We start from the raw sequence: 25,638 nt of genomic DNA, 5'->3' as shown, positions 1-25,638 counted from the left end.
AATGTTTTTACGAAGGTTTTTAATTTTAAGTGTTTGTATATTTTTTAGTTGTAATTCTAATGATGCAACTAAAACAGATCAACCAGATAGTTCAACTCAAGATTTATTCTCAGGTTTTCAAAATCCACCAGCCGAAGCAAGACCTTTTGTGCGCTGGTGGTGGAATGGTAACAAAATTAAACAGGAAGAATTAGATAGACAGCTAGAATCTTTAAAAAGTGTGGGGTTTGGTGGTGTTGAAATAAATCCAATTGCGATGCCTAATGCGACGCCAACAGACGAAAAATCTTTGGTTTGGATGAGTGATGAATGGATAGACCTTGTGGTGCATGCCTGTAAAAAGTCGCAAGACTTAGGCATGATTACCGATATTATTGCAGGAACGGGTTGGCCTTTTGGTGGAGAGTTTCTAACTGAAGACCAAACCTGTCAACGCATGGTCTCAGATAAGATTTTGTACCAATCGGGGGATATTATTAAGGTAAGTGAAGACTATTTAATTAACTATTATAAAAATAAATATAAGAACAGCCGAGAAGAAAAACGCAACAGTAAACGTACAACATGGCGTTTGTCAAGTGTCTCATTAGTACCTACCAACTGCAGTTCTTCAGCTCAAATAATTAACCTTACCGAACACCAAGATGACTCAGGTAATATTTCATATACCATCAATGGAGAAGGAAATTATTATCTGTCGTATCAATTATTACAACAAGATTTTAGAGATGTTACTTTAGGAGCACCAGGAGGCGCTGGTCCAGTAATAGACCATTATAAAAAGGAAATGACTTTGGCCTATTTAAACAGGATGAAGAAAATTTCTGAACGTTCAGGGATACCTTTAAATCAATTAATTCGAGCGTTATTTTGTGATAGTATTGAAGTATCTGGTGCCAATTGGAGTGATGGTTTTTCTGAATTATTTTTCAAAACGTATGGCTATAAACTTGAGCCTTGGTTAGCTTTCGTGTTCTATGAGGGGCATCACGACTATTCTAGAAGTAGATATTTAGATAAATTTTCAGAAGATTTTAAAGCACAGGTAAAGCGTGTGCGTTTCGATTATAACAATATGTTGGTGGAAACGTTTCTAGAGAATTTTACGAAGACCTATAAAGCGTTCTGTGATGAGAATGGTATTTTATGTCGCTATCAGGCCTATGGAACCCCATTTTTAATGGGGATGCTAGATGGGTATTTAATTCCTGATATTCCAGAAAGCAATAATTGGATTTATTCGGCAAAGATGAAAGATTCACTGTGGCAATGGCGACAGTCTCATGGGTATATGATATGGAATTTATATGCATCTTCCGCAGCACATTTAACAGGTAAAAAAATAACAAGTTGTGAAACTATGACCAATACCAACGGTGTATTTAGAACGACATTGGAGGAGATTAAACAGCATGATGATATGAACTTTATTACGGGTATTAATCACTCTGTTTTACATGGTTATAATTATTCGCCAAAAGATGCATCGTTTCCCGGTTGGATTCGCTATGGTGCTTATTTCAGTGAGCAAAACCCATGGTGGAAACATTTAAGCAGTTGGGTAGATTATAATGCACGATTGTCTTATGTATTTCAAAACTCAAAAGCTGAAAAATCTATTGCCATCTTAGGGCCAACATCTGATATTTGGGGCGATAAAGGTTTGGCAAGAGAGCCATTTCATTTAGAGCCAGAGTATTTGTATAAGTTATGGGAACCTATTAGTCAGTTAGGATATTCCTGCGATTATATCAACCAAAATGTATTGGCTAATGCTACGGTAAACGATGGGGTTTTAACCTATGGCGAAATGAACTTTAAATTGCTGGTATTAGCCAATTTAGAATCAGTAGATGTTAAAGTAGCCAAAACATTGAAAGATTTTGTAGTTTCTGGTGGTAAAATTGTAGTTATAGATGGTTTACCAGATAAGTCTTTAGGATATAGTAATTATCAGGCTAATGATGCAGTTGTTTCAGATATTATGACTGATATTCAAAGTAATTATGCAACATCAATAATTGATGTGAACCCACCAAATTCTATTGAGGAACTATTCTCATGGACAAAGAAAATTTTAAATAAATCTGAACTTTCACCTGATGTTGAAATTAGTAGCCCCAGTAAGAATGTATTTCAAATCCATCAAAAAACTTCAAAAGAAATCATTTATTTCTTCACGAATGTTAATCGTTACGAGATTTCAAATTTTACAGCGAAATTTCCATTTCAAAATAAATATCCATACCTCTGGAATCCTGAAACAGGTGAACGCAAGCCTTATTTTTTTGAAAAAGCTTCAAATGAATTAGACATCAATTTAGAGCCACTTCAATCTTTACTGTTAGTATTTGAAGATGAACGACCAAAGATAAAATCTGAGGATACTAAAAGTAAATTGGTGTTTTCAAAAGAAATACATACAAATTGGACGGTAGAAGGGAAAAGGGTAGATGGTGAAAGTTTTACATGGAATATGACTGCTTTACACGATTTTGGTGCATCAAAAGATAAAACACAAAATACGTTTGCAGGAACTCTAATTTATAAAACCAAAATTACTGTTGAAGATGCGATTACGCATTTGGATTTAGGTAATGTGAATGAAGGGATTACAGAACTATATATAAACGGAAAAAAAATTGGTAAACGTTGGTATGGGAGAGCAATATATCCTATATCTGATGTTTTAGAAGAAGGCGAAAATGCTATTGAAATTCACTATACTACAGTTTTGGCAAATTATTGCCTATCTTTAAATATTCCAGCTATTAATAGATGGACATTTAGATATAAAGATGAGCCTTTAACATCGGTAGGTCTTGCGGGGCCTATTAAACTGATGAAATATGAGTAATAGAAATTACGTAATAGTAAAGCACATGACACTATTAAAACAAGTAAAAATAACAGCTTGCTACGTATTTTTGGTATGGATTACAATAACTCAATTTAAGGCATGGTCTCAAACCCAAGAACGTCCATTTATATTGGTAAAAGCTTCTGAGCGTGAAAAAATACTTGATAAAATAGAAAAACAAGATTGGGCAAATGAGATTTATACCAACCTACAAAAGGAAACCAACAGGCGAGTAGATATTTTCTATAAAAATCCTGAAGCCTTTATTAAAAAATTACCCTTCGATTGGTCTAAAAAGCAACAAAATCAATTTCCTCCATTTTTAAAAACAACTCATGTTGCCAATGGTGTTCAAGAGAATTTGGATAATGCCACAGATGAAGAATGGCGACCCGCCGAACTTTTAATTAACAATTTACAAGTAGCTTTAAACTGCGGTGTTATGTATTACTTAACCGAGGATGAAAAATATGCCTATGTTGCAAGTAGCATTTTATATTCATTTTTGAAGTCGGTTCAGCAATCTGAAGTATCTACTTGGCGAGGTAGAGGTGGTTGGTTATTTCCGTATGATGGTTTTCGGGAGGTACGTGTTATAGGATATAAACTACCATTAATTTATGATTTTATTCATCCGTATCTAAAACAAGAAGGAAAGGCGTTTGATATATTTAAAAACAATAAAGTGAGTTTCCCTTTTGAAGACGCTCAAAAGGTATTTAAGGCTTACGCAAACATAACAGTAAATTACGGGCAAACAGGTTCAAACCATTGTGCTTTAGAAGCACCCAGTTTGGTGTTTAATGCCTTAGCAATGGATGACGATACCGACCGAGAACAATGGTTGTCTTATTTTTTAACAGAAAGTACAGAGAACCAAGATGCGTTAAATGTTATGGTTAAAAATTATAAAAATGAAGGGGATATTTGGCCAGAAACCTCGCAATACTTAAATCATACGACCTCAATTTTAGCTCGATTAATGTTGGTTGTTAATAAATACAATCCATCGTTAAAATTAGGTAAGAAGTATCCCAATGTGCTGCATGCTTTACCACGACTGGATTATTTTGTGTATCCTAACAATGAAATTGTACGTTGGGGAGATGGACATAGGCGTGCTCACGCCCCTTATGAAGCTTATGAAAATGCATATGCTTTAGCGAAGATGGATGGCTTAACTCAAATTCAAAATAAATTCGCTCCGCTCATCAGTGGGGCTATTCGTAAAGGCAAATATAAGCGAAAAGGTATAGAGGCCTTGTTTTGGTATGATGATGATTTTAAAGACGCCCCCGTCAATATTGAATTGTCCAGAACCGATAGAGTCTATCATGCAGGTATTGTTTTACAACGTAATTTAAGTAGTACTGGTAATCCCAAGGATGATATGATGTGTTTTGTTGGCGGTGCACACATGGTACATGGGCATGCTGAGGGCATGAATATAGAATTATATGGCGAAGGACAAGTTTTAGGTGTGGACCATGGAAGAAAAAGTTATGGTAAAAATTTACATGAAAATTATTCCAGAATTTTTGCGGCTCACAATACGGTTATCGTTAATGGCAGTTCTCAGGGCGAAGGTGGTTGGGTAAATTTAGGCATGAATAAAGTAAAGCCTGTTACCATGGAACCCGAAGTAGGTAAAGAAGGTGTCTCTCCACATCATTCTTTTAGTTTAACAAGTTTTGTAGATGATAAAGGGGATAAAGCTGAGGCAACTCAAGAACGCACCTTGGCTTTAATTAGAACGTCTCCAACAACGGGCTATTATGTGGATGTGTTTCGCTCAAAATCCAGACTGCCGAATGAATATCACGACTACTTATATCATAATATTGGGGATGAACTGGTTTTCGACAATCAGGATTTGGATTTTAAAGAAACACCTGATAGATATATGGCGAATGCCAACGCGCCATGGAAACGCAATAAACAATATAGGCACCCGGGATGGCATTTCTTCGAAGATGTAAATACATCAAAATTGTATGCAAGTGATGTAAAAGCCACATTTCATACTAAAAAATTAGAACAAGGCGCTGTTTTTATGCAATTGCATATTCCAGGTTTTGAAAATAGAACCTATACCAAGGTTAAAGCTCCAACTACTTTCGAGTCTCCTGAACCTTATAATCATATGCCAACGCCAACTTTAGTGATTAGAAAAGAAGGTGAAGCATGGAACAATCCCTTCGTGGTGGTTTTTGAACCTTTTAATGACATGGAAACGCCATCTGTCCAATCGGTGACAAAAATTGAACAGGATGGGATATATAAAGGTTTAAAAATTGTAAGTAAGACACCTTCTGAAACTGTAACTCAATTTATTATCACTCAATCTAAAAACCAAGTATTTAAAAATGATACATTAGGAATACATTTTGAAGGGACTTTTGCGATTATTACAATAAATGAAGATGATTCCTTAAAAAGTATTTATGTTGGTGAAGGCGAAAAACTATCTTATAAAAATGAAGTTGTTACTACAAATTCATTAAAATCATACTATAAGGATTATAGTAAATAATTCTAATAACAATCACTACTTAAAATGAAGCAATTACTTTTTTTATTATTGACTATTACTGTTTTTGGTTGCCAAAAAAGTACTAACGAAACCTTGCTTTTTGTGGGTAGTTATACTGATAAACAACCAGGTGAAGGCATTCATGTTTACCAGTTTAATAACGAAACTGGAGAAAGCGTTTTAAAGTATACTTTGGATAGTATAACAAACACCTCTTTTTTAAAGTTATCGGATAACGGCGAATATTTGTATTCTGTTGTAGAAAGTCAAATGCCACACCATGGCAAAGTTGCCGCTTTTAAAGTTGATACACAAAACACCAAATTAGAACTTTTAAATATGCAGGATTGTGGCGGGTTAAATCCTGCACACCTTGAAATTGATAATACAGGAAATCATTTGCTAAACTCAAATTATTCTGATGGAAGTTTAAGTCTTTTCAAAATTAAAGAAAATGGAAGTCTAGAAGCGCTTAGCCAAGTGTTACATTTTAAGGATAGTAGTATCATTAAAAGCAGGCAGGAAGCATCACATATGCATTCTGCAAATTTTTCTCCAGATGGGAATTACGTTTTTGCTCACGATTTAGGAGCAGACAAAATAAGAAGATTTACACTTTCAAAAACTGAAGATTCAGTAGCTCTAAAAAACCTTAAAGATATCAAAACAAAATTAGGCAGTGGCCCTAGACATTTTGCCTTTCATCCCAATGGAAAATTTGGATATCTAGCAAACGAGTTGAGCGGTAAGGTTGATGCGTATCAATATGACAATGGCAATTTGGTTTTTATAGAAGATTACCTTTCTTACGGTCAACAACAAGATATTTATAGAACGGCAGATATTCATATTTCACCAGATGGAAAGTTTTTATACGTTTCAAATAGAGGGCCTGAGGAAGATACTATTACTGTGTTTCAAATTAATCAAGACAATGGCAAACTTACTTTGGTAGAAAGAACCGATACGGGAGGCCAACACCCTAGAAATTTTGCGATTCACCCTTCAGGAAAATACCTGTTAGTTGCAAACATGTTTACCGATAATATAGTTGTGTTTCACAGAGACTTAGAAACGGGAAAACTAACAAAACTAGATAAGGATATTAAAGTGAAAAGTCCATCTAGTATTCAAATAAAAATTTATAACTAAACCTAATGAAATTTTTTAGATTAACTAACTGGTCTTATAGGATTTATGTTCTTATGTTTTGTTAGGGATTTTTCATTCAAATACAATATATGTAAAATAATAACGAATCAAACTGTAAAAACTAAAATTGATAAACCTTTGGAAGAAATCTTGAGAGATCAAGATTAAGCACTCATTCTAAGTAAACATAGTGGATTATAACGAATCTCTTTCAATAAAATTAAAAGGTACTTTTATTGTGCCTCGTGATTTATTACGAATCATGTTGGCTGCCGTTTCTCCCATTATTTTGAAATCAGTAGACATTACTGTAATCCCAAGCAGTTCTTTGAGAGGGGTGTCGTTGTATGAAATGATTCCAATTTCTGAGCCTAATTTAAATTCATCTTCACGTACTTGTTTTAAAAGGTTAACTAGGTCAGATTCCTCTATAGTAATGAACAAATCCCCTTTTTTAAGAATCATATCATCGTAAATTTTATCAAGAATTTCAAAATCTAATTTGTATTCTACACAAAATTTTCTAAAACCATGTAAGATTCTTCTTGGATATGGGTAAACAGATTGTTCGGGATATATCAGAATTATCTTTTCATAGGTTTTGATTTTATCCAGCCCCTCTTTTAAAGCAAAATAAATATCATTTTCAAAATCTTGGAATATTTCAGTTTGAACGGTATTAAGTTCTGGTTTTACATTATCTAATATTATTAGTTTTTCAATGGGTATTTCTTCTAAAGCGCTTATTACTTTTTCAGTGAGTGTTACATGTTTCAAATCTTCCGTTTTGAAATGAGGCATTATAATATAGTAGTCGTAAGCCGCTTTATTTTTTTCTAACAAGTTTAGAAAAAGGGTTTCATCGCAATGATATACTTGTAAGTCTATATGAGCGTTGGCTCCAATAGCATCAATAAAATGGTTGTATATTCTAAGCTTGTAATTACTTAGTTTATTAATTAGAAAAAATATATTAACCTTAGAAATTAACTTAGTTCTAGATATATAAAAGCCTTTTCCTCTAATTGATGTAATAATATTTCTATCTTTAAGAATGCTATATGCTTTTTCAACAGTATCTCTAGAAAGATAAAATTCTTCACTAAACATATTAATTGAAGGTATTTTTTCATCCATTTTTAGATTACCTATAGATATATTGTGAATTATAGAATCTATAATCTGTTGATATTTAGGTACCCTCGAGTTTTCGTCAATCTTTATGAATTTCATCATTTCCATCAAACATTCATTACATGAACTTGTTTAGCTACAAATTTACAGTTTTAAGATAATTAAAATCAATTAAAAAGCAACAAATAGTTTGTGTTTATTGTACAAAATAACTTGATTTAATGTAAAGCATCATAATACGGAAATTATTGAGCTAATTAATGTGAGTCAGTTTAGAGATAAAATTTTTTTTTAAAGAATTTTAGTGTAGACCAAGATAAAAGCAACCTAAATGTAATACTTAACTTTTAATGTTTATTTAGGTTAATAATAATGAACAATTAGGAGTTTTATTGTTATCGTTATTATATACTAATGTTGAAAACTTATAAAACGATAAGGTTTTACTTAAGGTGTTTATATTGTTGTTTTTCAGTTTTTTAAAGTTATCCTTGTTAGTTTTTTTAATTATTATCTCTTAATTATTCATATTGCGGTATAGTACAGGATACAAATGTTTGTAACGTGATATACTTTTGAAACAATAATTAATTAAAGAAAATGGAAAATACTACAAAAACTTTTAAATACGTTGATTACTTATGGGATCAGGAAAAGGCCGAATCGTTAAATGATAACCAAGTAGAGTTATTTTTGTATCGCTCTAATATTTTAGGGGCAGATTTAAGAATAACCAATTATGGTGGAGGTAATACGAGTTGTAAAACGATTGAAACTGATCCATTAACCAATGAAGAAGTTGAAGTTATGTGGGTTAAAGGTTCTGGAGGTGATATAGGTACACTAACCAGATCTGGTATTGCTGGATTATATACAAAAAGATTGAGAGATTTAAAGAACGTATATCAAGGGTTGCATGATGAAGATAGAATGGTTGGTCTATTCAATCATTGTATCTATGATTTAGATAGCAAGGCACCTTCTATTGATACGCCTTTACATGGTTTATTACCATTTGCTCACATAGATCATTTACATCCAGATGCTTTAATTGCTGTAGCAGCTGCTCAAGATAGTGAAAAAGTAACCAAAGAGATTTGGGGAGATACTATGGGATGGGTGCCTTGGCAACGTCCAGGGTTTGATTTAGGATTACAGTTAGAAAAATGTTTGGCTGAGAATCCAGGAATAAGAGGTATTGTATTAGGTAGTCATGGTTTGTTTACTTGGGGGGATACGTCTTATGAGTGTTATATAAATAGTTTAGAAGTTATTGAAATGGCTTCTGAATACATTGACAAAAAAATCAAAGAAAAAGGAAGCGTATTTGGAGGTCAAAAAGTACAAAGCCTTCCTAAAGAGGAACGATTAGAAAAAGCAGCGCAGTTAATGCCACTTTTAAGAGGTCTTTGTTCTTCTGAAAATAGAATGATCGGTCATTTTTCTGATACCGATGTAGTAATGGAATATATTAATAGCAATGATTTAGAGCGTTTGGCTCCAATGGGAACCTCTTGTCCAGATCATTTTTTGAGAACTAAAATTCAGCCTTTGGTATTGGATTTAGACAAAAATGAAGATCTTTCAGATTCAGATGCTGTGTTAAAAAAATTAGAGCCTGCATTTGAAGCGTACCGTCAGGAATATGCAGATTACTACAATACTTGTAAAAGAGATAATAGTCCTGCTATGCGTGATGCTAACCCGGTAATCATTATATATCCAGGAGTTGGAATGTTTAGTTTTGCTAAAAACAAACAAACTACACGTGTGGCAAGTGAGTTTTACATAAACGCTATTAATGTAATGAGGGGTGCCGAGGCTATTACTGCTTATACCTCCTTACCAAGACAAGAAGCCTTTGATATTGAGTACTGGTTGCTTGAAGAAGCTAAGTTACAACGTATGCCAAAAGAACAACCACTTTCTAGAAAAGTAGCTTTAGTAACTGGAGCTGGTGGCGGAATTGGTAAAGCAATTGCCGATAAATTAGCCGCTGAAGGTGCTAATGTTGTGCTTACAGATATAGTAGAAGATAGATTAATTGAAGCCAATGCAACCTATAAAAGAGATGTGTCTACTTATGCTGTTTGTGATGTAACGAAAACAGAGTCTATTGAAGCTGCATATAAAAAAGCATGTATAGAATTTGGTGGTGTTGATATTATAGTACATAGTGCTGGTTTAGCTATTTCTAAGCCACTAGAAGAGACCACAGACAAAGATTGGAATATATTACAAAATATATTGGTTAAAGGACAGTTTGATCTAGCTAAGCAATTTGCAGCTATTGCCAGAAAACAAGGCATTGGAGGAGATTTTATTTCAATAGCAAGTAAAAATGGTTTAGTGGCAGGTCCAAATAATGTTGCCTATGGTACTGCAAAAGCAGCACAACAACATATGGTACGTTTATTAGCAGCTGAATTAGCCAAAGATAAAGTAAGAGTTAATACCGTAAACCCAGATGGAGTAATTGTAGGAAGTAAAATTTGGGAAGGTGCTTGGGCTGAAGGAAGAGCTAAAGCAAATGGTATTACCGTTGAAGAGTTGCCAGCATTTTATGCTAAAAGAAATCTGTTGCATGAAATCATTACACCAGATGATATTGCAAATGGAGTATTCTCATTAGTAGGTATATTAGATAAATCTACAGGGAATATAATTAATGTAGATGGAGGTATGGCAAATGCTTTTGTGAGATAATTTAAAATTTAAATAATAGTAATTTGATTAGTTTAGTTTAGTTTGAAAAAAACTTCCTTAAAGCAATTTTAGGGAAGTTTATTTTCTTTTAAAAAGTAAGAGTATGAAAATACAAAAGCAACAAGTATTAGAAAGCAACAAAAGCAGCCTAAAGAGTCATGAAGAAAATTTTGATTTTTTAGCTAACAAACTGAGTAAGAACGGACATGATGTCAAATCCATAGTTTCTAAGTTATCAGATTTTCAGGTAGCTATCCCAAGTTGGGCCTTAGGAGCTGGAGGCACACGTTTTGGTAGATTTTCATTTTATGGAGAGCCGTCTACTTTAGAGCAAAAAATTGAAGATATTGGAGTTATCCATAGTTTGACCCAAACGGCAGGAGCAGTATCCTTACACATTCCATGGGATATACCATCTGATTATGCAGCCATTAAAGAAAAAGCAGATGCCTTAAACATAAAGTTTGACGCTGTTAACTCTAATACGTTTCAAGATCAGCCAGATGCCGCTGAAACTTATAAATATGGTTCTTTAAGTAACTTAGACAAAGCAGTTAGAGAGCAAGCTATTCAGCATAATATTGATGTTATCAATATTGGTGATAAGTTAGGTTCAAAAGCATTAACAGTATGGTTGGCAGATGGTTCTTGTTTTCCAGGACAAAATAACTTTCAAACGGCTTTTCAAAATACACAAGATAGCTTAATTGATATTTATAAAGCATTACCAGACGATTGGAAAATGCTTGTGGAGTACAAACCATACGAACCAAATTTTTACAGTACAGTAATACAAGATTGGGGAGCATCTTTGATGCTAGCCAATGGATGTGGAGACAAGGCTTATACGCTAGTTGATTTAGGACACCACTTACCTAATTCTAACATTGAACAAATTGTATCTATACTTCAATTAAAAGGTAAATTAGGAGGTTTCCACTTTAATGATAGTAAATACGGTGATGATGATTTAACCGTGGGTAGTATTAAACCATATGCCTTATTCTTAATATTCAATGAGTTGGTTTATGGTATGCAAAACAATCCACAAAACCCAGATTTAGCGTGGATGATTGATGCTAGTCACAACGTAAAAGATCCTTTAGAAGATTTAATTCAATCTTTAGAAGCCATTCAAGAGGCTTACGCTAAAGCTTTATTGGTAGATCAAAACGCTTTAAAAGAAGCACAATTAGCGCATGATGTTGTGAAATGTCAAGAAATATTACAAGGTGCTTACAGAACAGACGTTAGACCTTTAATAGAAAAAGCCAGACTTAATGCAGGTGGAGTTATAAACCCAATTAGTGCTTACAGAAGCTTAGATGTAAGAGGACAACTAATTAAAGAACGAGGCAAAAACACTGTAGCAACAGGCTTATAATCTGTGCAATATGAGAACAAAAGTAACAGCCGTTTTTGATATTGGTAAAACCAATAAAAAGTTTTTCTTATTTGATAAAGATTTTAAAGAAGTTCATAAAGAATATATATCATTTGATGAAACTGTAGATGAGGATGGTTTTCCAACAGAAAACTTAGGTGCTTTACAACAGTGGATAAAAGGTGTATTTGATCGTATATTAGAAGCTAGAGAGTTTAATATTAAAGCTATTAACTTTTCAACGTATGGAGCAAGTTTTGTTCATATTGATGAACACGGTAAACCAGTAACACCACTATACAACTATTTAAAGCCTCTTGATCAGAATATCATAAATGACTTTTTTAGAAAATACGGGCCAAAAGAAAAGTTTTTAAAAACTACAGGCTGTGCAGACTTAAGTATGCTTAACTCTGGATTACAGTTGTATTGGTTAAAGTATTCGCAACCAGAGGTTTTCAAAAAAATTAAATACTCATTGCACTTACCACAGTATTTGAGTTATATTTTTACAGGACTTCCTTTAAGTGAATATACAAGTATAGGATGTCATACCGCTTTATGGGATTATGAAAAAAAGGATTATCATCCTTGGGTTTATAAAGAGGAACTAGACAAAATCCTGCCTCCAATTGTTTCTACAGAAACTAGTATAAATATGAACTATAACGGAAAACGCATCAAAATTGGTGTAGGAATTCATGATAGTTCAGCGGCTCTTTTACCCTATGTAAGAAGCATTAGAAAGAAGTTTATTTTGGTATCAACAGGTACTTGGAGTATTGTTTTCAACCCGTTTACACAAAACCCAATAGCATCAGAGTCTGATGATGGGGATACGATTAACTACATGCGTATTAATGGGAAACCAGTAAAAGCAACTCGACTATTTTTAGGAAACGAATATAAAGTTCAGGTTGCTAAATTAGATAAGTATTATGGTGTGAGTGATGACTATCATAGATCTGTAAAGTTCGATTATAGCATATACGAAAACATTACTCAAGATTTTAAACTTTGTTATAAATGGGAAGGTTTGAAGGATGATAATATGCCTGAAACAACACAGATGCCATATGATACTTACGAGTATGCATATCATCAGTTAATGAGTGAACTTGTTTTACTGCAAATTAAGTGTATTGAACAAGCTATTGGTAATGATGATATTTCAAGAATTTATGTAGATGGTGGTTTTAGTAATAATGATGTTTATATCAAATTACTAACACATAAATTCAGAAGTAAAAAATTAAGTACAACCGATGCTTCCCTAGGGTCAGCATTGGGTGCCGCAATTTCAATTTCTGACACTAAATTAAATTCTAAATTTTTAAAGAAAAATTATGCTTTAAAAAAGCATGTGCCTTTTATAATTGGGGGTAAATAAACAAATTCAAAAAACAAATACAATGTCAAAAAACATAAAACTAGTACACCCTAGAGACCAGATTACTGAAGTTATTAGCAGAATCTATAAACGTGGTATGACAACCACATCAGGGGGAAATATTTCAATTATTGATGATAATGGCGATATATGGGTAACACCTTCTGCTATTGATAAGGGGTCTTTAAGAGCATCAGATATTATTTGTGTTAAAAAAGATGGAACGGTAATAGGGAAGCATAAGCCTTCTTCTGAGTTTCCATTTCACAAGGCTATTTATGAAGCAAGACCAGATATCAAGTCGGTTATTCATGCACATCCACCAGCATTGGTTTCTTTCAGTATAGTTCGTCAAATACCTAACACAAACATTATTTCGCAGGCTAAACATATTTGTGGGCCTATTGGTTATGCTAATTATAGATTACCTGGAAGTGAGGATTTGGGAGATGTCATTGCAGACGAGTTTAAAAAAGGCTACAAAGCCATCATCATGGAAAATCATGGTACTGTATTGGGAGGTAGTGATTTAACTGATGCTTTTGAACGTTTTGAAGCTTTAGAGTTCTGTGCTAGAACCATAGTTTATGGGTCTCAAATTGGAACACCAAACTATTTAACTGATGATCAAATAGATGAATTTGAGGCACAGGCCACAGGAGTCCTTCCAGAAATGGAAAAAACTGAGTACCCTTCTGATGAAGTTGAAAAACGTTTAGAGATTTGTAAAATAGTTAAGCGTTCCTGTGAACAAGGTTTAATGATTAGTTCTTATGGTACAGTATCTATGCGCTGGAAAGATAATGATTTCTTAATTACACCAACTAATATTAATAGATGGGATATCGATTTAGATGATATTGTTCAAATAAAAGGAGGACACAGAGAGGCTGGTAAAATTCCTAGTAGAGCCACTTGGATACATCAAGAGATTTACAACAGGAATCCAAATGTAAATTCTATTATCATGACCCAATCTCCATATTTAATGGCTTTTGGTGTTACAAATAGCTATTTAAATGTGCGAACTATTCCTGAAAGTTGGATCTTTTTGCAGGATATTAATGCAGTAAAATATGGAGCTCATTTTAGAAAAAACAACAATTCTGAAATAGTTGATAATTGTCCTACGGCGTTAATTATTGAAAATGATTCTGTAATAATAACTGGAGACAAGCTACTTCAAACATTTGATTATTTGGAAGTTGCAGAATTTAGTGCCAAGTCTATTGTTTTAGGAAATTCTTTAGGAGAAATGGTGCCAATTAATGACGAACAAGTAGAAGATTTACGAGTAAAATTTTTATCTTAATAGAGAAAACCAACACATATTAAAATGAAACATTATAAGCAATACATTAATGGACAATTTGTAGAATCTAAGGCTACATCTGTTATTGAAATTTTGAATCCTTGTACAGAGGAAGTTTTAAGTACAATTTCTACAGGAACTGTAGAGGATGCAAATAACGCTCTAGAAGCAGCACAGGCTGCACAACCTGCTTGGGAGGCTTTGCCAGCAATACAAAGAGCAGCTTTTTTACACAAAATGGCTGATGTTATTAGAGAGAACCGTGTTTTTTTAGCAGAAACGTTATCTAAAGAGCAAGCCAAAGTAATTGGTTTAGCACAGGTTGAAATTGATGTAACTGCTGATTATTTTGATTACAATGCAGGTTGGGCTCGCAGAATAGAAGGAGAGATTATTCAAAGTGATAGAGAGAAGGAGCATATCTATTTACATAAAGTACCAATTGGGGTTGCTGTAGGTATTTGTCCCTGGAATTTCCCGTTTTTTGTGATGGCTCGTAAAGTTGCAGCATCATTAATTACAGGAAACACTTGTGTTATCAAACCAAGTTCTGAAGCACCAAATACCATTATGGAATTTGCAGACCTTATTCAAAAAATTGAATTGCCTGCAGGTGTTTTAAATTTTGTGTGTGGAGCAGGTAGAACCGTTGGTAATGCACTATCTGCTAGTCCAATTACTGGTATAATTAGTTTAACAGGAAGTGTTGGTGCAGGACAACAAGTTATAAGTGCCTCTGCAGAGAATATAACTAAAGTTTCATTAGAATTAGGAGGTAAAGCCCCAGCAATAGTTTGTGCCGATGCTAATTTAGATTTAGCGTTGAATTCAATTGTTTCTTCAAGAGTGATTTTCAGTGGACAAGTTTGTAATTGTGCTGAACGTGTATATGTAGAAGACAGTATTTACGATGAGTTTGTAGATAAACTTACCAAAAAAATGAGCGAAGTTACAGTTGAAGATGCATTAACTGGGGTAGGTGCAGATATGAGTAGTTTGGTATCTAAATCACAATTAGATAAAATTACAGAAATGGTTGAGTTTGCTAAAGAGGAAGGCGCTGAAGTATTAGTTGGAGGAAACCGTCCTGAAAAATTTGATAGAGGTTATTTCTATAATCCTACTGTTTTAGTAAACTGTGATCAAAAAAGTCAAATTGTTCAAGAAGAAGTATTTGGACCGGTATTACCTGTTTTGAAGTTTAATACTTTAGATGAAGCTATTGCTTTGTCTAATGATACAGAGTTTGGGTTAACATCATCAATTTTTTCTGAAAACTTTAATAATATTATGAAGGCTACCAATGGTTTGCATTTTGGTGAAACCTATGTGAATAGAGAACACTTTGAGGCCATTCAAGGGTTTCATGCTGGATGGAAAAAATCTGGTGTAGGTGGAGCTGATGGTAAACATGGTATGGAAGAATATTTACATACAAAAGTAGTTTATGCTAAATATTACTAAGCCTAAGTTTAGTAGAAATAAAAAAACACAGCCGAAACAATTGTTTCGGCTGTGTTTTTTTATTTAATCTGGCTTTGAAATCTAAAACAGGTGCTTATTTTTTATTAGAAAAAGTAAGCATCCAATCGACACATGCAACATGACTAAACAGCATTTTGTTTCCTTGTGCATGGTTGGCACCAGGAAAAGCAATATACTTTACATTTTTATTACCTGCTGCTTTTAATAGGTCAGTCATTTTTTTTGCTGATGCTACGTTTTTGCCATCTTCGCCACCCACCATACCATATACAGGGAAATTAGCAAGTTTAGTAAAATCATCATTTTCCGAAACACCACTAAATCCTCCTAGTCCTGCAGCCGCAAAACGTTCTGGAGATTGCTGTATCCATTCCCAAGTGCCTTTGCCTCCCATACTGTGTCCTATCACATAAATACGGCTTTGGTCTATTTGAGTATACTTCTTAAGTATATAATCTAACATGATATTGAGTGTTTTAGGATCCCATTTTTCAAAAGAGTTGGGTTCTAAAAGGATTAGATCTTTACCAGCTAATTCGGCAAGAGAGAGTCCCTTTACTTCAGAAGAACGTTTAAGTTGCTCTTCAAGGCTCCACGTCTTTCCTCCTCCACCATGTAATGATATAAGTAGTGGTAATTTACCTTTAGTTTCCTTTTTGGGGAAAGCCATAAAAGCAGTTTTTTTTAAACTTCCTAATTTAGGTTGTAATGCTTCAGGCCAGTGCAAAAGTTTTACTTCCATGTTTTTGAAAGTTTGATTAATATCAATAAGTACCTTTTCAATATCAGGTGTTTGCTGAAAACTACTCAAGGTAAATAATGTAAAAAAGATGATAGCTAATTTTTTCATTTCATCAAACGATTAAATGGATTTATAAAGTTGATTTTTTTAAATAAAACTGTTAGAATACTTATTAAATTAATAAAACAGCTAAACTCATAGCGCCATGGGCACCCACTACCAAACATTGTTCAATATCGGCAGTTTTTGAAGGGCCTGATATAAATACACCAAAATCCCTATAGCGTTCTGCTATTTGATCATATGCCTTAAGCATGTGTAAACAGATATTTTCTTTTTTAAGAATAATTACCAAATCGTTAGTTATAAATGGTAATACACGTACAATACTATTACTCGCAGTAACCCATACAGCACCATTTTCAGAGACACCAAGTTCAGCTTCTAAAATGGCTAAGTCTATATTCTCCAGAGTATGAGGCTCCGTGTTTTTATCTATTGTAATAGTTCCTAAAGCAGACTTTTTTGTTGTGCTAACAATATTTGTCTTATTGGAGTGAAGTACTTTAATTTCTGTGTCAATACTTTTTTCGTCAATTTCTTTAACAAAACCACCAACTGCCTTAAGATTGTTTTTAAAAGTTTCTAAAAGATTGATGTCTTCTTCAAATGTAGCTTCATTAATGTCTGGCAGTTGCAGTAATTCTGGTTTATTTTGTTTTACTGATTTTAAAATAGATTCTCTACCCATTTTTCTGTCTTTTTTTATACCAATCATCAAAGTTTTGCCCTTTTACCTCTGGTAAATCTCTTGCTTTACCCCAAGCATTTAGTTTATTATATATCATAAATTTAGGAGCATTTTTAAGCATAAATCTAGCTGTTTTTCCAGCAATTCTATAAAGACCAGGCTTAGACAAAACAACCCCAGCAGTTTTTAAAATAGATTTTTTAACCATAGGCTGTTTTTGTTCTTTCACTATTACCTGACGCCACTTATAAAGTTGTTCGTGAATGTTAATTTTAACCGGACATACATTTGAACAAGAACCACATAGCGTAGAAGCGAATGGTAACGAACTGTGTTTTTTCAAATCTTTACCTGGAGAAAGAATAGAACCTATAGGTCCAGGTATAGTATAATCATAACTATGACCTCCGCTTCTCCTATAAATAGGGCACGTATTCATACATGCTCCACACCTAATACAATGAAGAGAAGCTCTAAAATCTTCTCTGCTTAGTTGCTCTGTTCTGCCATTGTCTACTATAACAATATGCATTTCTTTACCATCTTCTGGTTTATTGAAGTGTGAAGAATATGTGGTAATTGGTTGACCTGTAGCGCTTCGAGCCAAGAGTCTTAAAAAAACACCTAAATGTTTTTCTTTGGGAATAATCTTTTCAATACCCATACAAGCTATATGAGCTTTTGCTAAGTGAACTCCCATATCTGCATTTCCTTCGTTGGTACAAACAACTACACCGCCAGTATCGGCCACTGCAAAATTAACACCAGTGATGGCTACATCGGCATTAAGGAATTTATCCCTCAAATGTTTTCTTGCCTCACCAACTAGATATTCAGGGTTGCCTTGACTAGGTGTTGTTCCTAAATGCTCTTGAAATAATTCATCTACATCCTCCTTGGTCTTATGTATAGCTGGCAATACAATATGGCTTGGAGGCTCCTGCGCTAGTTGTACTATGCGTTCCCCCAAATCTGTATCAACAACTTCAATACCCCTGCTCTCTAAAAAGGGATTCAAGTGGCATTCTTCCGTTAACATAGATTTACTTTTAACTACCTTTTTTGCATTGTGCTTGCTTAGTATATCATTTACTATATTATTGTGTTCTTCAGCATCAGACGCCCAATGAACATGTATACCATTCTTTTTGGCATTAGCCTCAAACTGGATTAGGTATTCGTCTAAATTTGATAAAACATTAGCTTTAATTTTAGATCCTAGTTGTCTTAAATATTCCCATCCTTGAACATTGTGAGCAGATTTATCGCGTTTTTCTCTAACATACCATAAGGCTTTGTCATGCCAGTTTACTTTTGCTTCGTTTTTATTGAATTCAGCTGCCTTTGTTGCGTGACTCATAACTATAAACTACTATTTAGTATTTCGGCAATATGCATCACCTTTATTGGTTGTTTGTTTCTGTTAATTATTCCTTCTAGATGCATTAAGCAAGAGTGGTCTGCTCCCGTAAGAACTTCTACATCACTACTAAGGTGATCCTGAACGCGGTCTTTACCCATTTTAGAAGAAATAGCTTCCTCAAAAACTGCAAACGTACCTCCAAACCCACAACATTCATCTTTTCTATTAAGAGACATTAATTCCAACCCCCTCACTTGATTTAATAAATCCTCTTCGGTTGAGTAATGTTCTCCTTGTACTTCAGAACAGGAGCCAAGTTTTAGACCTCGCAATCCATGACAGCTTTTATGAAGCCCAACTTTGTGTGGAAATGAAGCTCCTAAGTCTGTTTTTCCTAGTATTTTTACAATAAACTCACAAAGTTCGAAGGCATTGTTTCTTACCCTTTTTACTTCTGGTGTTTGTTCCAAAATATCAAAATGATGTTTAATATGATAAATGCAACTTCCAGAGGGCCCCACAATAAAATCGTACTCTTTGAAATTTTCGACAAAAAGATTACAAATTCCTTTAGAATCTTCTTCGTAACCAGAATTTCCTAATGGTTGGCCACAACATGTTTGTCTTTGTGGATAGTCAACATCAACATCTAATTTTTCTAAAAGCTCTAAAGTTGCTATCCCTACTTGAGGATACAATTGGTTGATATAGCAGGGAATGAATAATCCTACTTTTATTTTTTTCTTTTGCATTGGTTAATTAACAAGGTAAACTTCAATATAAAATTAAAATAATACAATTCATTTGCTGTCCTGTTCTAACCTGTTTTACTGAAATAAGGTTATGAAAGGTACTTATATGGGTTTTTAAGTAAAAGTGAAAGTTTTAAAATTAATATGAATTAATAGTTATTAAGAGATACTATAAAAGGAAATAGTTTTTTATTAATATAACCCGTTGTGCATTTTGGCTAATAATCATAAATTATGTCAGTTCGAGTGATTTTGAGGCACGAAAAATCGTATCGAGAACGTATTAAAAATATTAAAATTTTTATTCTCGATACAAATTTTACTCATTACAATCGTAAAATCAACTCGAATTGACAAAATTTTATCAAAATGTACAACGGGTTAATATATAATTTTATGGCTAAGGTTAATATTTCTTTTGAAATTTACTTTTTAGATGTGTTTTTTTGAAGATTCTCTCACAATTAGTTTGGCATCTAAAATTTGTTTATTTAAAGACTGTGTAACTATATCTTTCTTTGCGTGCTCCAAAAAAGTAAGAGCAGCTAATCTTCCAATCTCAGAACTTTGTTGATTTATACTAGACAAGGTTGGTGTAACCATAGCTGTAAAAGGTTCGTCTCCAAAACCAACCAGTGCTATGTCATGGGGGACTTTAATATTTTGTTCATTTAATACCTGTAATGCCCCCAAAGCAGCATAATCTCCTGCAACATAGACCGCATCAGGTCGATTTTCTAAGTTTAATAATTGCTGCATTTTTTCTCTACCGTCCTCTGTAGTTAAGTTACTTTCAATAAGTAATTCATTTTCAAGAGGTAGATGGTATTTTTTTAAGGCATCAATATAACCCCTAATTCGGTTATTGTAAATTCTAGTGTGTTTATAACCACCAATATGTGCAATACGCTTGCAGCCTTGATTTACCAAATGCTCAACAATCATGTGACTACTTTCGTAATCGTTAATACCAATATAATCAACATTCAAATCGTTTTCACCCCGGTCAAATAAGATGAGCGGAATACCTTTAGATTTTATCTTTTCATAATAGCTTAAATCAACGGTTTCATTGGCCATAGATGCAATAATTCCATCAACTTGTGTAAACAATAAGGTATCAATATTAGCGCATTCTTTTTTATAAGATTCATTAGATTGTGTGATTATGATATTGTACCCCTTTCTATTTAAAACTTCTTCCATGTTTTGAATAACAGAAGAAAAGAAGTTACTATTGGTTCTGGGTACAATAACACCTACTAAATTGCTTTTTCCTTTCCTTAGGGCACTTGCTAGGTGGTTGGGCTGGTAATTTAAATTTTTAGCAACTTGCTTGACAGCTTTTTTTGTTTTTTCACTAATTCGGGAATCATCATGAAGCGCTTTTGATACGGCAGCAGGAGAGATATTAAGTACATTTGCAATATCTTTTATTGTTGCTTTTTTTTTATTTCCCAATTTTGTTCTATATTTGCTTAAACGTTTAAGCAAATATATTACTTTAGTAATAAAAATCAAAACACTTAACCTATTTTAAAGCGTTTTGATTTATTTTTTATTTTTTGGTTAAACGTTTAAGCATAACTAATAAATATTTTAAATAAGAATTAAAAAATGAGTAGAGTAGTCACGTTTGGAGAAATCATGTTAAGATTATCTCCTCAAGGATTTTTAAGATTTTCACAAGCAAACAATTTTGATGCTGTTTATGGTGGGGGAGAATCTAATGTTGCAGTTTCATTAGCCAATTACGGCGTTGATGTTGATTTTGTTACACGTTTACCAAAGAACGATATTGGAGAATGTGCTATGATGGAAATGCGAAAAAGAGGTGTTGGTGTTGATAAGATTGTTTGGGGTGGAGACCGTTTAGGTATCTATTTTTTAGAAACCGGTGCGGTATCAAGAGGTAGTAAAGTGGTTTATGATAGAGCAAATTCTGCAATGGCAGAAATTCAATCAGGTATGGTTGATTGGGAGGAAGTTTTTAAAGGTGCAGATTGGTTTCACTGGACAGGTATTACACCAGCTATTTCTCAAAGTTCAGCAGATGTTTGTTTAGAAGCTGTGAAGGCTGCCAGTAAATTAGGGTTGACAATTTCAACAGACTTAAACTACCGTCAAAAACTTTGGAAGTACTGTGATACTGCTCATAGAGAAAAAATAATGACCGAATTAACATCTTATTGTGATATTATATTAGGGAACGAAGAAGATGCTGAAAAACATTTTGGTATCCACCCTGAAGGATTGGATGTACACAAGCATGGTCACGAAGTAAAGGCTGAAGCATTCCTATCTGTATGTGATCAAATGCTCAAAAAATTCCCTCGTGCTAAGAAGGTTATTACTACGTTGAGAGGTTCTATTTCTGCATCTCACAACACATGGGCAGGGGTGTTGTATGATGGTAAAAAAATGTATGAGACTCGTCAGTACCAAATAACAGATATTGTTGATAGAGTAGGTGGTGGTGATTCTTTTATGGGAGGATTAATCTACGGATTATTAAAATACCCTGAAGATGATCAAAATGCATTAGATTTTGCTGTAGCAGCCTCTTGTTTAAAACATACTATTAAAGGTGACGCCAATTTAGTAACAGTAGATGAAGTTGAAAAACTAATGGGTGGAGACGCTTCAGGGCGTGTAGCCAGATAATATTTGTGTTTGTTGTTGAGCTGTTAAGAAGTCGTTTATTCGGTTTTTCAGTTTAACAAATACACAAATTAACAATTAAATAATAAAAAATATGGCACAATTTTCAAGATTAGAAGTAGCCCAAGCCATGAAAGAAACAGGAATGATTCCTTTGTTTTTTCATAGCGATATAGAATTAAGTAAAAAAGTATTAAAAGCATGTTATGATGGTGGTGCTCGTTTAATGGAGTTTACTGCTCGTGGTGATTTTGCCCATGAGGTTTTTGGAGAATTAACTAAATTTGCTATTGCAGAATTACCGGGAATGATCATGGGTGTTGGTTCTGTGACTGATGCTGGACAAGCATCCTTATATATGTCTTTGGGAGCAAACTTTGTAGTTACTCCAGTTTTAAGAGAAGACATAGCTATAGCTTGTAACCGTAAAAAAGTGTTGTGGTCTCCTGGTTGCGGAACATTAACTGAGATTACTAGAGCTGAGGAATTAGGTTGTGAAATAGTAAAATTATTCCCTGGAGATATTTATGGACCTCAGTTTGTAAAAGGGATAAAAGGACCGCAACCATGGACTAGTATTATGCCAACAGGAGGGGTGTCTCCAACCGAAGATAACTTGAAAGCATGGTTTGATGCTGGTGTTACATGCGTTGGTATGGGATCTAAATTAATTTCCAAAGATATTATTGCTAACAAAGATTACGCTAAGTTAGAGCAAGATGTAAAAGATGCTTTAGCAATTGTAAAAGCCGTTAGAAAATAATTTACATATTTATAGTTGATAAAGAGCCGCAATTTATTGCGGCTCTTTTCTTTTTATTTTAAACTTAAATTTCGTTAATTCGCATCACGTTAAAAACTAAAAAAATAGACACATGAGAATAGAGAAGATTTTAAGCATTATGCTTGTAGCTACATTAGTAGTTTCTTGTAATAAGAATGGTGCTCAAAACAAAGAGTTGAAAACAGCATCAGACTCCTTAAGTTATGCCATTGGTATGGATGTAGCCAGAAATGTTGCCTTATCCTTTAAAGATGATAATTTTAATCATGATCTTTTTTATCAAGGTTACAGAGGTGTAGCTGATTCCTCTGATGTAAAAATAGACCCAACTTTAGTACAAGGAATCATACAAACCTACATGCAAAAAAAGCAACAAGAGCAGTATGAAAAGCAACAAGCTGAGGCAATAAAGAAAGCCGAAGAGCAATATGCAGATGAAAAGGTTGCCGGAGAAAAACTAATGGCTGAGAACATTTCTAAAGAAGGTGTACAAACTACTGAAAGTGGATTGCAATATATAGTACTAAAAGAAGGAGAAGGGGATAAACCAACAGCAAGCGATAGAGTTAAGGTGCATTACCACGGAACCTTATTTGATGGAACTGTGTTTGATAGTTCTGTTGATAGAGGAGAGCCAACTACCTTTGGTGTTGGGCAAGTAATTAGAGGATGGACAGAAGGTTTACAGTTAATGACTGTAGGGTCTAAATACAAATTTTTTATACCTCAGGAATTGGCATACGGTCATCAACAAAGAGGTGAGCACATTAAACCTTTTACGCCGTTAGTTTTTGAAGTGGAATTAATAGAGATTGTTAAGTAATTAATCTTAGAGACAACATAAGCAAAAAGCAGGAAGTTTTCTTCCTGCTTTTTTGTTTTTATTTTTCATAGGGCAAATACCAATCAAGGTTGTAACTTTGCACAAAATGATTATATGGCACATAAAGCGGGTTTTGTAAATATCATAGGCAACCCTAATGTTGGTAAATCAACTTTGATGAATGCTTTTGTGGGTGAAAAATTGTCTATAATAACATCAAAAGCACAAACAACCAGACATCGTATTTTGGGTATTGTAAATGGCGATGATTTTCAGATATTGTTCAGTGATACACCCGGTATTATTAAACCTGCTTACGAACTGCAGGAGTCTATGATGGACTTCGTGAAATCAGCTTTTGAAGATGCTGATATTTTGGTGTATATGGTTGAAATTGGAGAAAAAGCACTTAAAGACGAAGCGTTTTTTAAAAAAATAACCAATTCTGAGATTCCTATTTTATTGCTTTTAAATAAAATTGATACCTCCGATCAGCAAAAACTTGAAGAACAGGTGCAACTTTGGAAAGAAAAAGTGCCGAACGCCGAGATTTATCCTATTTCGGCATTAGAAGGATTTCAAGTAAATGAAGTGTTCAACAGGATTATTGAGCTGCTTCCTGAGTCGCCTCCGTTTTACCCTAAAGACCAGTTAACAGATAAACCCGAACGTTTCTTTATAAATGAAAGTATCAGGGAAAAAATTCTACTTCACTACAAAAAAGAAATACCTTACGCGGTTGAAGTAGAGACTGAAGAATTTCACGAAGAAGAGAAAATTATCAGAATCCGCTCTGTGATTATGGTAGAGCGTGATACTCAAAAGGGTATTATTATAGGTCATAAGGGTAGTGCCCTAAAGCGTGTTGGTGTTGAGGCTAGAAAGGATTTGGAAAAATTCTTTGGCAAAAAAATTCATTTAGAACTTTATGTTAAGGTGAATAAAAATTGGCGTTCAAATCAAAACCAATTAAAGCGATTTGGGTATAACTAAAAATAAACTAAATTTTTAGTAGCTTTTAAAAGTTAAAACATTCTTTAATTTCTCATAACCATTACTTTACATAGTTAAAATAGATTTGTGTTATTAAAGTTTGATACTTCAACTGCGCCAAGTACAGCGGTTTTTGAGTTAGTTAGTTTAGTTGAAAAGTCTTAATGGAATTTGTCATTTAAGACTTTTTCTTTTTTATGATTTAGCTTTCTTAATCTGCTGAAGCCTTTTAAAATTTTAGATTTGATGATAAATTCAATTAACCTTGTTCTAAATCGTAATTCGTAACGGTTTTTTTGAGGATCTCATTCATGAAATCATTTAATTTGTGCATGTCATTTTTACTAGACGCTTTTCCAATACTGCCTGCAAAATACAACGAAAACCAAATAATCACCATTAAAATCATAATACCAATTTGTAGAATATAGTCGGTTTCAAGTTTCCAGTTGGAGTAAGCCCAAGCTCCAAACGCAATAAACAGGCATGCTACAATAAAATGGAAAAACATAAACATAGTCCACACAGTAGGGTTAGGTCCAAATAACCCATGAAGCATACTTGTTTTATCGTCAATTTCATCAATTTCTAAATGCAACTGTGGGGTCCAAAACTGTTGTTCTCTTTTTGGAAATTTTATAAAAACATGGTTGTCTAATCGAGTAACTATAAATTGAGACTGCTCTTTTTTAGAGGTTTCAAAAGCCTTTAAAATAACCTCATTATGTTCGCTAATTTCTCTCTTAAACCTAGGGCGTAAAACAATATCGTTTGTTGTTGGCATTTAGTTAGTAGTTTAGTTTTGTTAAAGTA

General features: G+C 33.7%; 19 protein-coding genes. 12 read left to right on the top strand and 7 right to left on the bottom strand.

The genetic code is table 11. From position 1 onward, the window contains the following. The first annotated feature begins 1 nt into the window (after position 1). From E1J38_RS01175 to E1J38_RS01165, 3 genes are read left to right on the top strand one after another with little or no spacing between them, the layout of a single operon-like run. Entirely contained in the window at positions 2–2,857 is a 2,856-nt protein-coding gene (locus E1J38_RS01175; RefSeq protein ID WP_133354708.1) for a glycosyl hydrolase, read from the top strand. After that, positions 2,850–5,393 (top strand): endo-acting ulvan lysase-like protein, encoded by a 2,544-nt coding sequence (locus E1J38_RS01170; protein ID WP_133354710.1) that lies wholly within the window; start codon positions 2,850–2,852, stop codon positions 5,391–5,393. Before E1J38_RS01175 ends, E1J38_RS01170 begins: the two co-directional genes overlap by 8 nt. Positions 5,394–5,417: 24 nt before the next feature. Beyond that, entirely contained in the window at positions 5,418–6,545 is a 1,128-nt protein-coding gene (locus E1J38_RS01165) for a lactonase family protein (RefSeq protein ID WP_133354712.1), read from the top strand. A gap of 195 nt (positions 6,546–6,740) precedes the next feature. Here the strand turns inward: E1J38_RS01165 and E1J38_RS01160 are convergent, their stop codons facing one another. Further along, positions 6,741–7,781: a GntR family transcriptional regulator gene (locus E1J38_RS01160; RefSeq protein WP_133354714.1), complete on the bottom strand. Its 1,041-nt coding sequence runs from the start codon at positions 7,779–7,781 to the stop codon at positions 6,741–6,743. 498 nt (positions 7,782–8,279) lie between these two features. Here E1J38_RS01160 and E1J38_RS01155 point away from each other — a divergent pair, with 498 nt between their 5' ends. The 5 genes from E1J38_RS01155 to aldA all read left to right on the top strand — a co-directional run bounded on the left by E1J38_RS01155 (position 8,280) and on the right by aldA (position 15,935). Then, complete coding sequence (locus E1J38_RS01155) at positions 8,280–10,385, top strand: bifunctional aldolase/short-chain dehydrogenase (RefSeq protein ID WP_133354716.1); 2,106 nt, start codon at positions 8,280–8,282, stop codon at positions 10,383–10,385. A gap of 103 nt (positions 10,386–10,488) precedes the next feature. Beyond that, positions 10,489–11,769 (top strand): sugar isomerase, encoded by a 1,281-nt coding sequence (locus tag E1J38_RS01150; RefSeq protein ID WP_133354718.1) that lies wholly within the window; start codon positions 10,489–10,491, stop codon positions 11,767–11,769. 10 nt (positions 11,770–11,779) lie between these two features. After that, positions 11,780–13,159 carry an FGGY-family carbohydrate kinase gene (locus E1J38_RS01145; RefSeq protein WP_133354720.1) on the top strand — a complete coding sequence of 460 codons (1,380 nt, stop codon included), beginning with the start codon at positions 11,780–11,782 and terminating at the stop codon, positions 13,157–13,159. 22 nt (positions 13,160–13,181) lie between these two features. Beyond that, positions 13,182–14,471, top strand: a complete 1,290-nt coding sequence (locus E1J38_RS01140) for a class II aldolase/adducin family protein (protein WP_133354722.1) — start codon at positions 13,182–13,184, stop codon at positions 14,469–14,471. A gap of 24 nt (positions 14,472–14,495) precedes the next feature. Next, entirely contained in the window at positions 14,496–15,935 is a 1,440-nt protein-coding gene (aldA, locus tag E1J38_RS01135; protein ID WP_133354724.1) for an aldehyde dehydrogenase, read from the top strand. A gap of 94 nt (positions 15,936–16,029) precedes the next feature. Here the strand turns inward: aldA and E1J38_RS01130 are convergent, their stop codons facing one another. The 5 genes from E1J38_RS01130 to E1J38_RS01110 all read right to left on the bottom strand — a co-directional run bounded on the left by E1J38_RS01130 (position 16,030) and on the right by E1J38_RS01110 (position 21,025). Beyond that, a complete protein-coding gene (locus tag E1J38_RS01130) occupies positions 16,030–16,806 on the bottom strand; it encodes a carboxylesterase family protein (protein ID WP_133354726.1) in 777 nt (258 codons plus the stop codon). A 64-nt stretch (positions 16,807–16,870) separates the two neighbouring features. After that, a complete protein-coding gene (locus tag E1J38_RS01125) occupies positions 16,871–17,476 on the bottom strand; it encodes a LutC/YkgG family protein (RefSeq protein ID WP_133354728.1) in 606 nt (201 codons plus the stop codon). Then, entirely contained in the window at positions 17,442–18,809 is a 1,368-nt protein-coding gene (locus E1J38_RS01120; RefSeq protein WP_133354730.1) for a LutB/LldF family L-lactate oxidation iron-sulfur protein, read from the bottom strand. Before E1J38_RS01120 ends, E1J38_RS01125 begins: the two co-directional genes overlap by 35 nt. 2 nt (positions 18,810–18,811) lie before the next feature. After that, positions 18,812–19,564, bottom strand: a complete 753-nt coding sequence (locus E1J38_RS01115; protein ID WP_133354732.1) for a (Fe-S)-binding protein — start codon at positions 19,562–19,564, stop codon at positions 18,812–18,814. Positions 19,565–19,996: 432 nt separating this feature from the next. After that, entirely contained in the window at positions 19,997–21,025 is a 1,029-nt protein-coding gene (locus tag E1J38_RS01110; protein WP_133354734.1) for a LacI family DNA-binding transcriptional regulator, read from the bottom strand. Positions 21,026–21,181: 156 nt separating this feature from the next. On the opposite strand from E1J38_RS01110, the gene E1J38_RS01105 reads away from it, so the two are divergent. The 4 genes from E1J38_RS01105 to era all read left to right on the top strand — a co-directional run bounded on the left by E1J38_RS01105 (position 21,182) and on the right by era (position 24,825). Then, entirely contained in the window at positions 21,182–22,228 is a 1,047-nt protein-coding gene (locus E1J38_RS01105) for a sugar kinase (RefSeq protein WP_116524246.1), read from the top strand. A gap of 91 nt (positions 22,229–22,319) precedes the next feature. After that, positions 22,320–22,988, top strand: coding sequence for a bifunctional 4-hydroxy-2-oxoglutarate aldolase/2-dehydro-3-deoxy-phosphogluconate aldolase (locus E1J38_RS01100; protein WP_133354736.1), 669 nt, complete (start codon positions 22,320–22,322; stop codon positions 22,986–22,988). Positions 22,989–23,100: 112 nt separating this feature from the next. Then, complete coding sequence (gene bamJ / locus E1J38_RS01095; protein WP_133354738.1) at positions 23,101–23,832, top strand: BamJ family beta-barrel-assembly machinery protein; 732 nt, start codon at positions 23,101–23,103, stop codon at positions 23,830–23,832. Positions 23,833–23,946: 114 nt separating this feature from the next. Further along, on the top strand, positions 23,947–24,825 hold the full coding sequence (gene era / locus E1J38_RS01090) for a GTPase Era (protein ID WP_116524249.1): 879 nt from the start codon (positions 23,947–23,949) through the stop codon (positions 24,823–24,825). Positions 24,826–25,084: 259 nt separating this feature from the next. On the opposite strand, the gene E1J38_RS01085 is transcribed toward era, so the two are convergent. Beyond that, positions 25,085–25,609, bottom strand: a complete 525-nt coding sequence (locus E1J38_RS01085; protein ID WP_133354740.1) for a GTP-binding protein — start codon at positions 25,607–25,609, stop codon at positions 25,085–25,087. Positions 25,610–25,638 lie beyond the last annotated feature (29 nt).

This window comes from Seonamhaeicola sediminis (genome assembly GCF_004358095.2).
Classification (GTDB): Bacteria; Bacteroidota; Bacteroidia; order Flavobacteriales; family Flavobacteriaceae; genus Seonamhaeicola; species Seonamhaeicola sediminis.
Note: the sequence above shows the minus strand (reverse complement) of the source record. Positions and strands in the feature narration are given on the sequence as shown.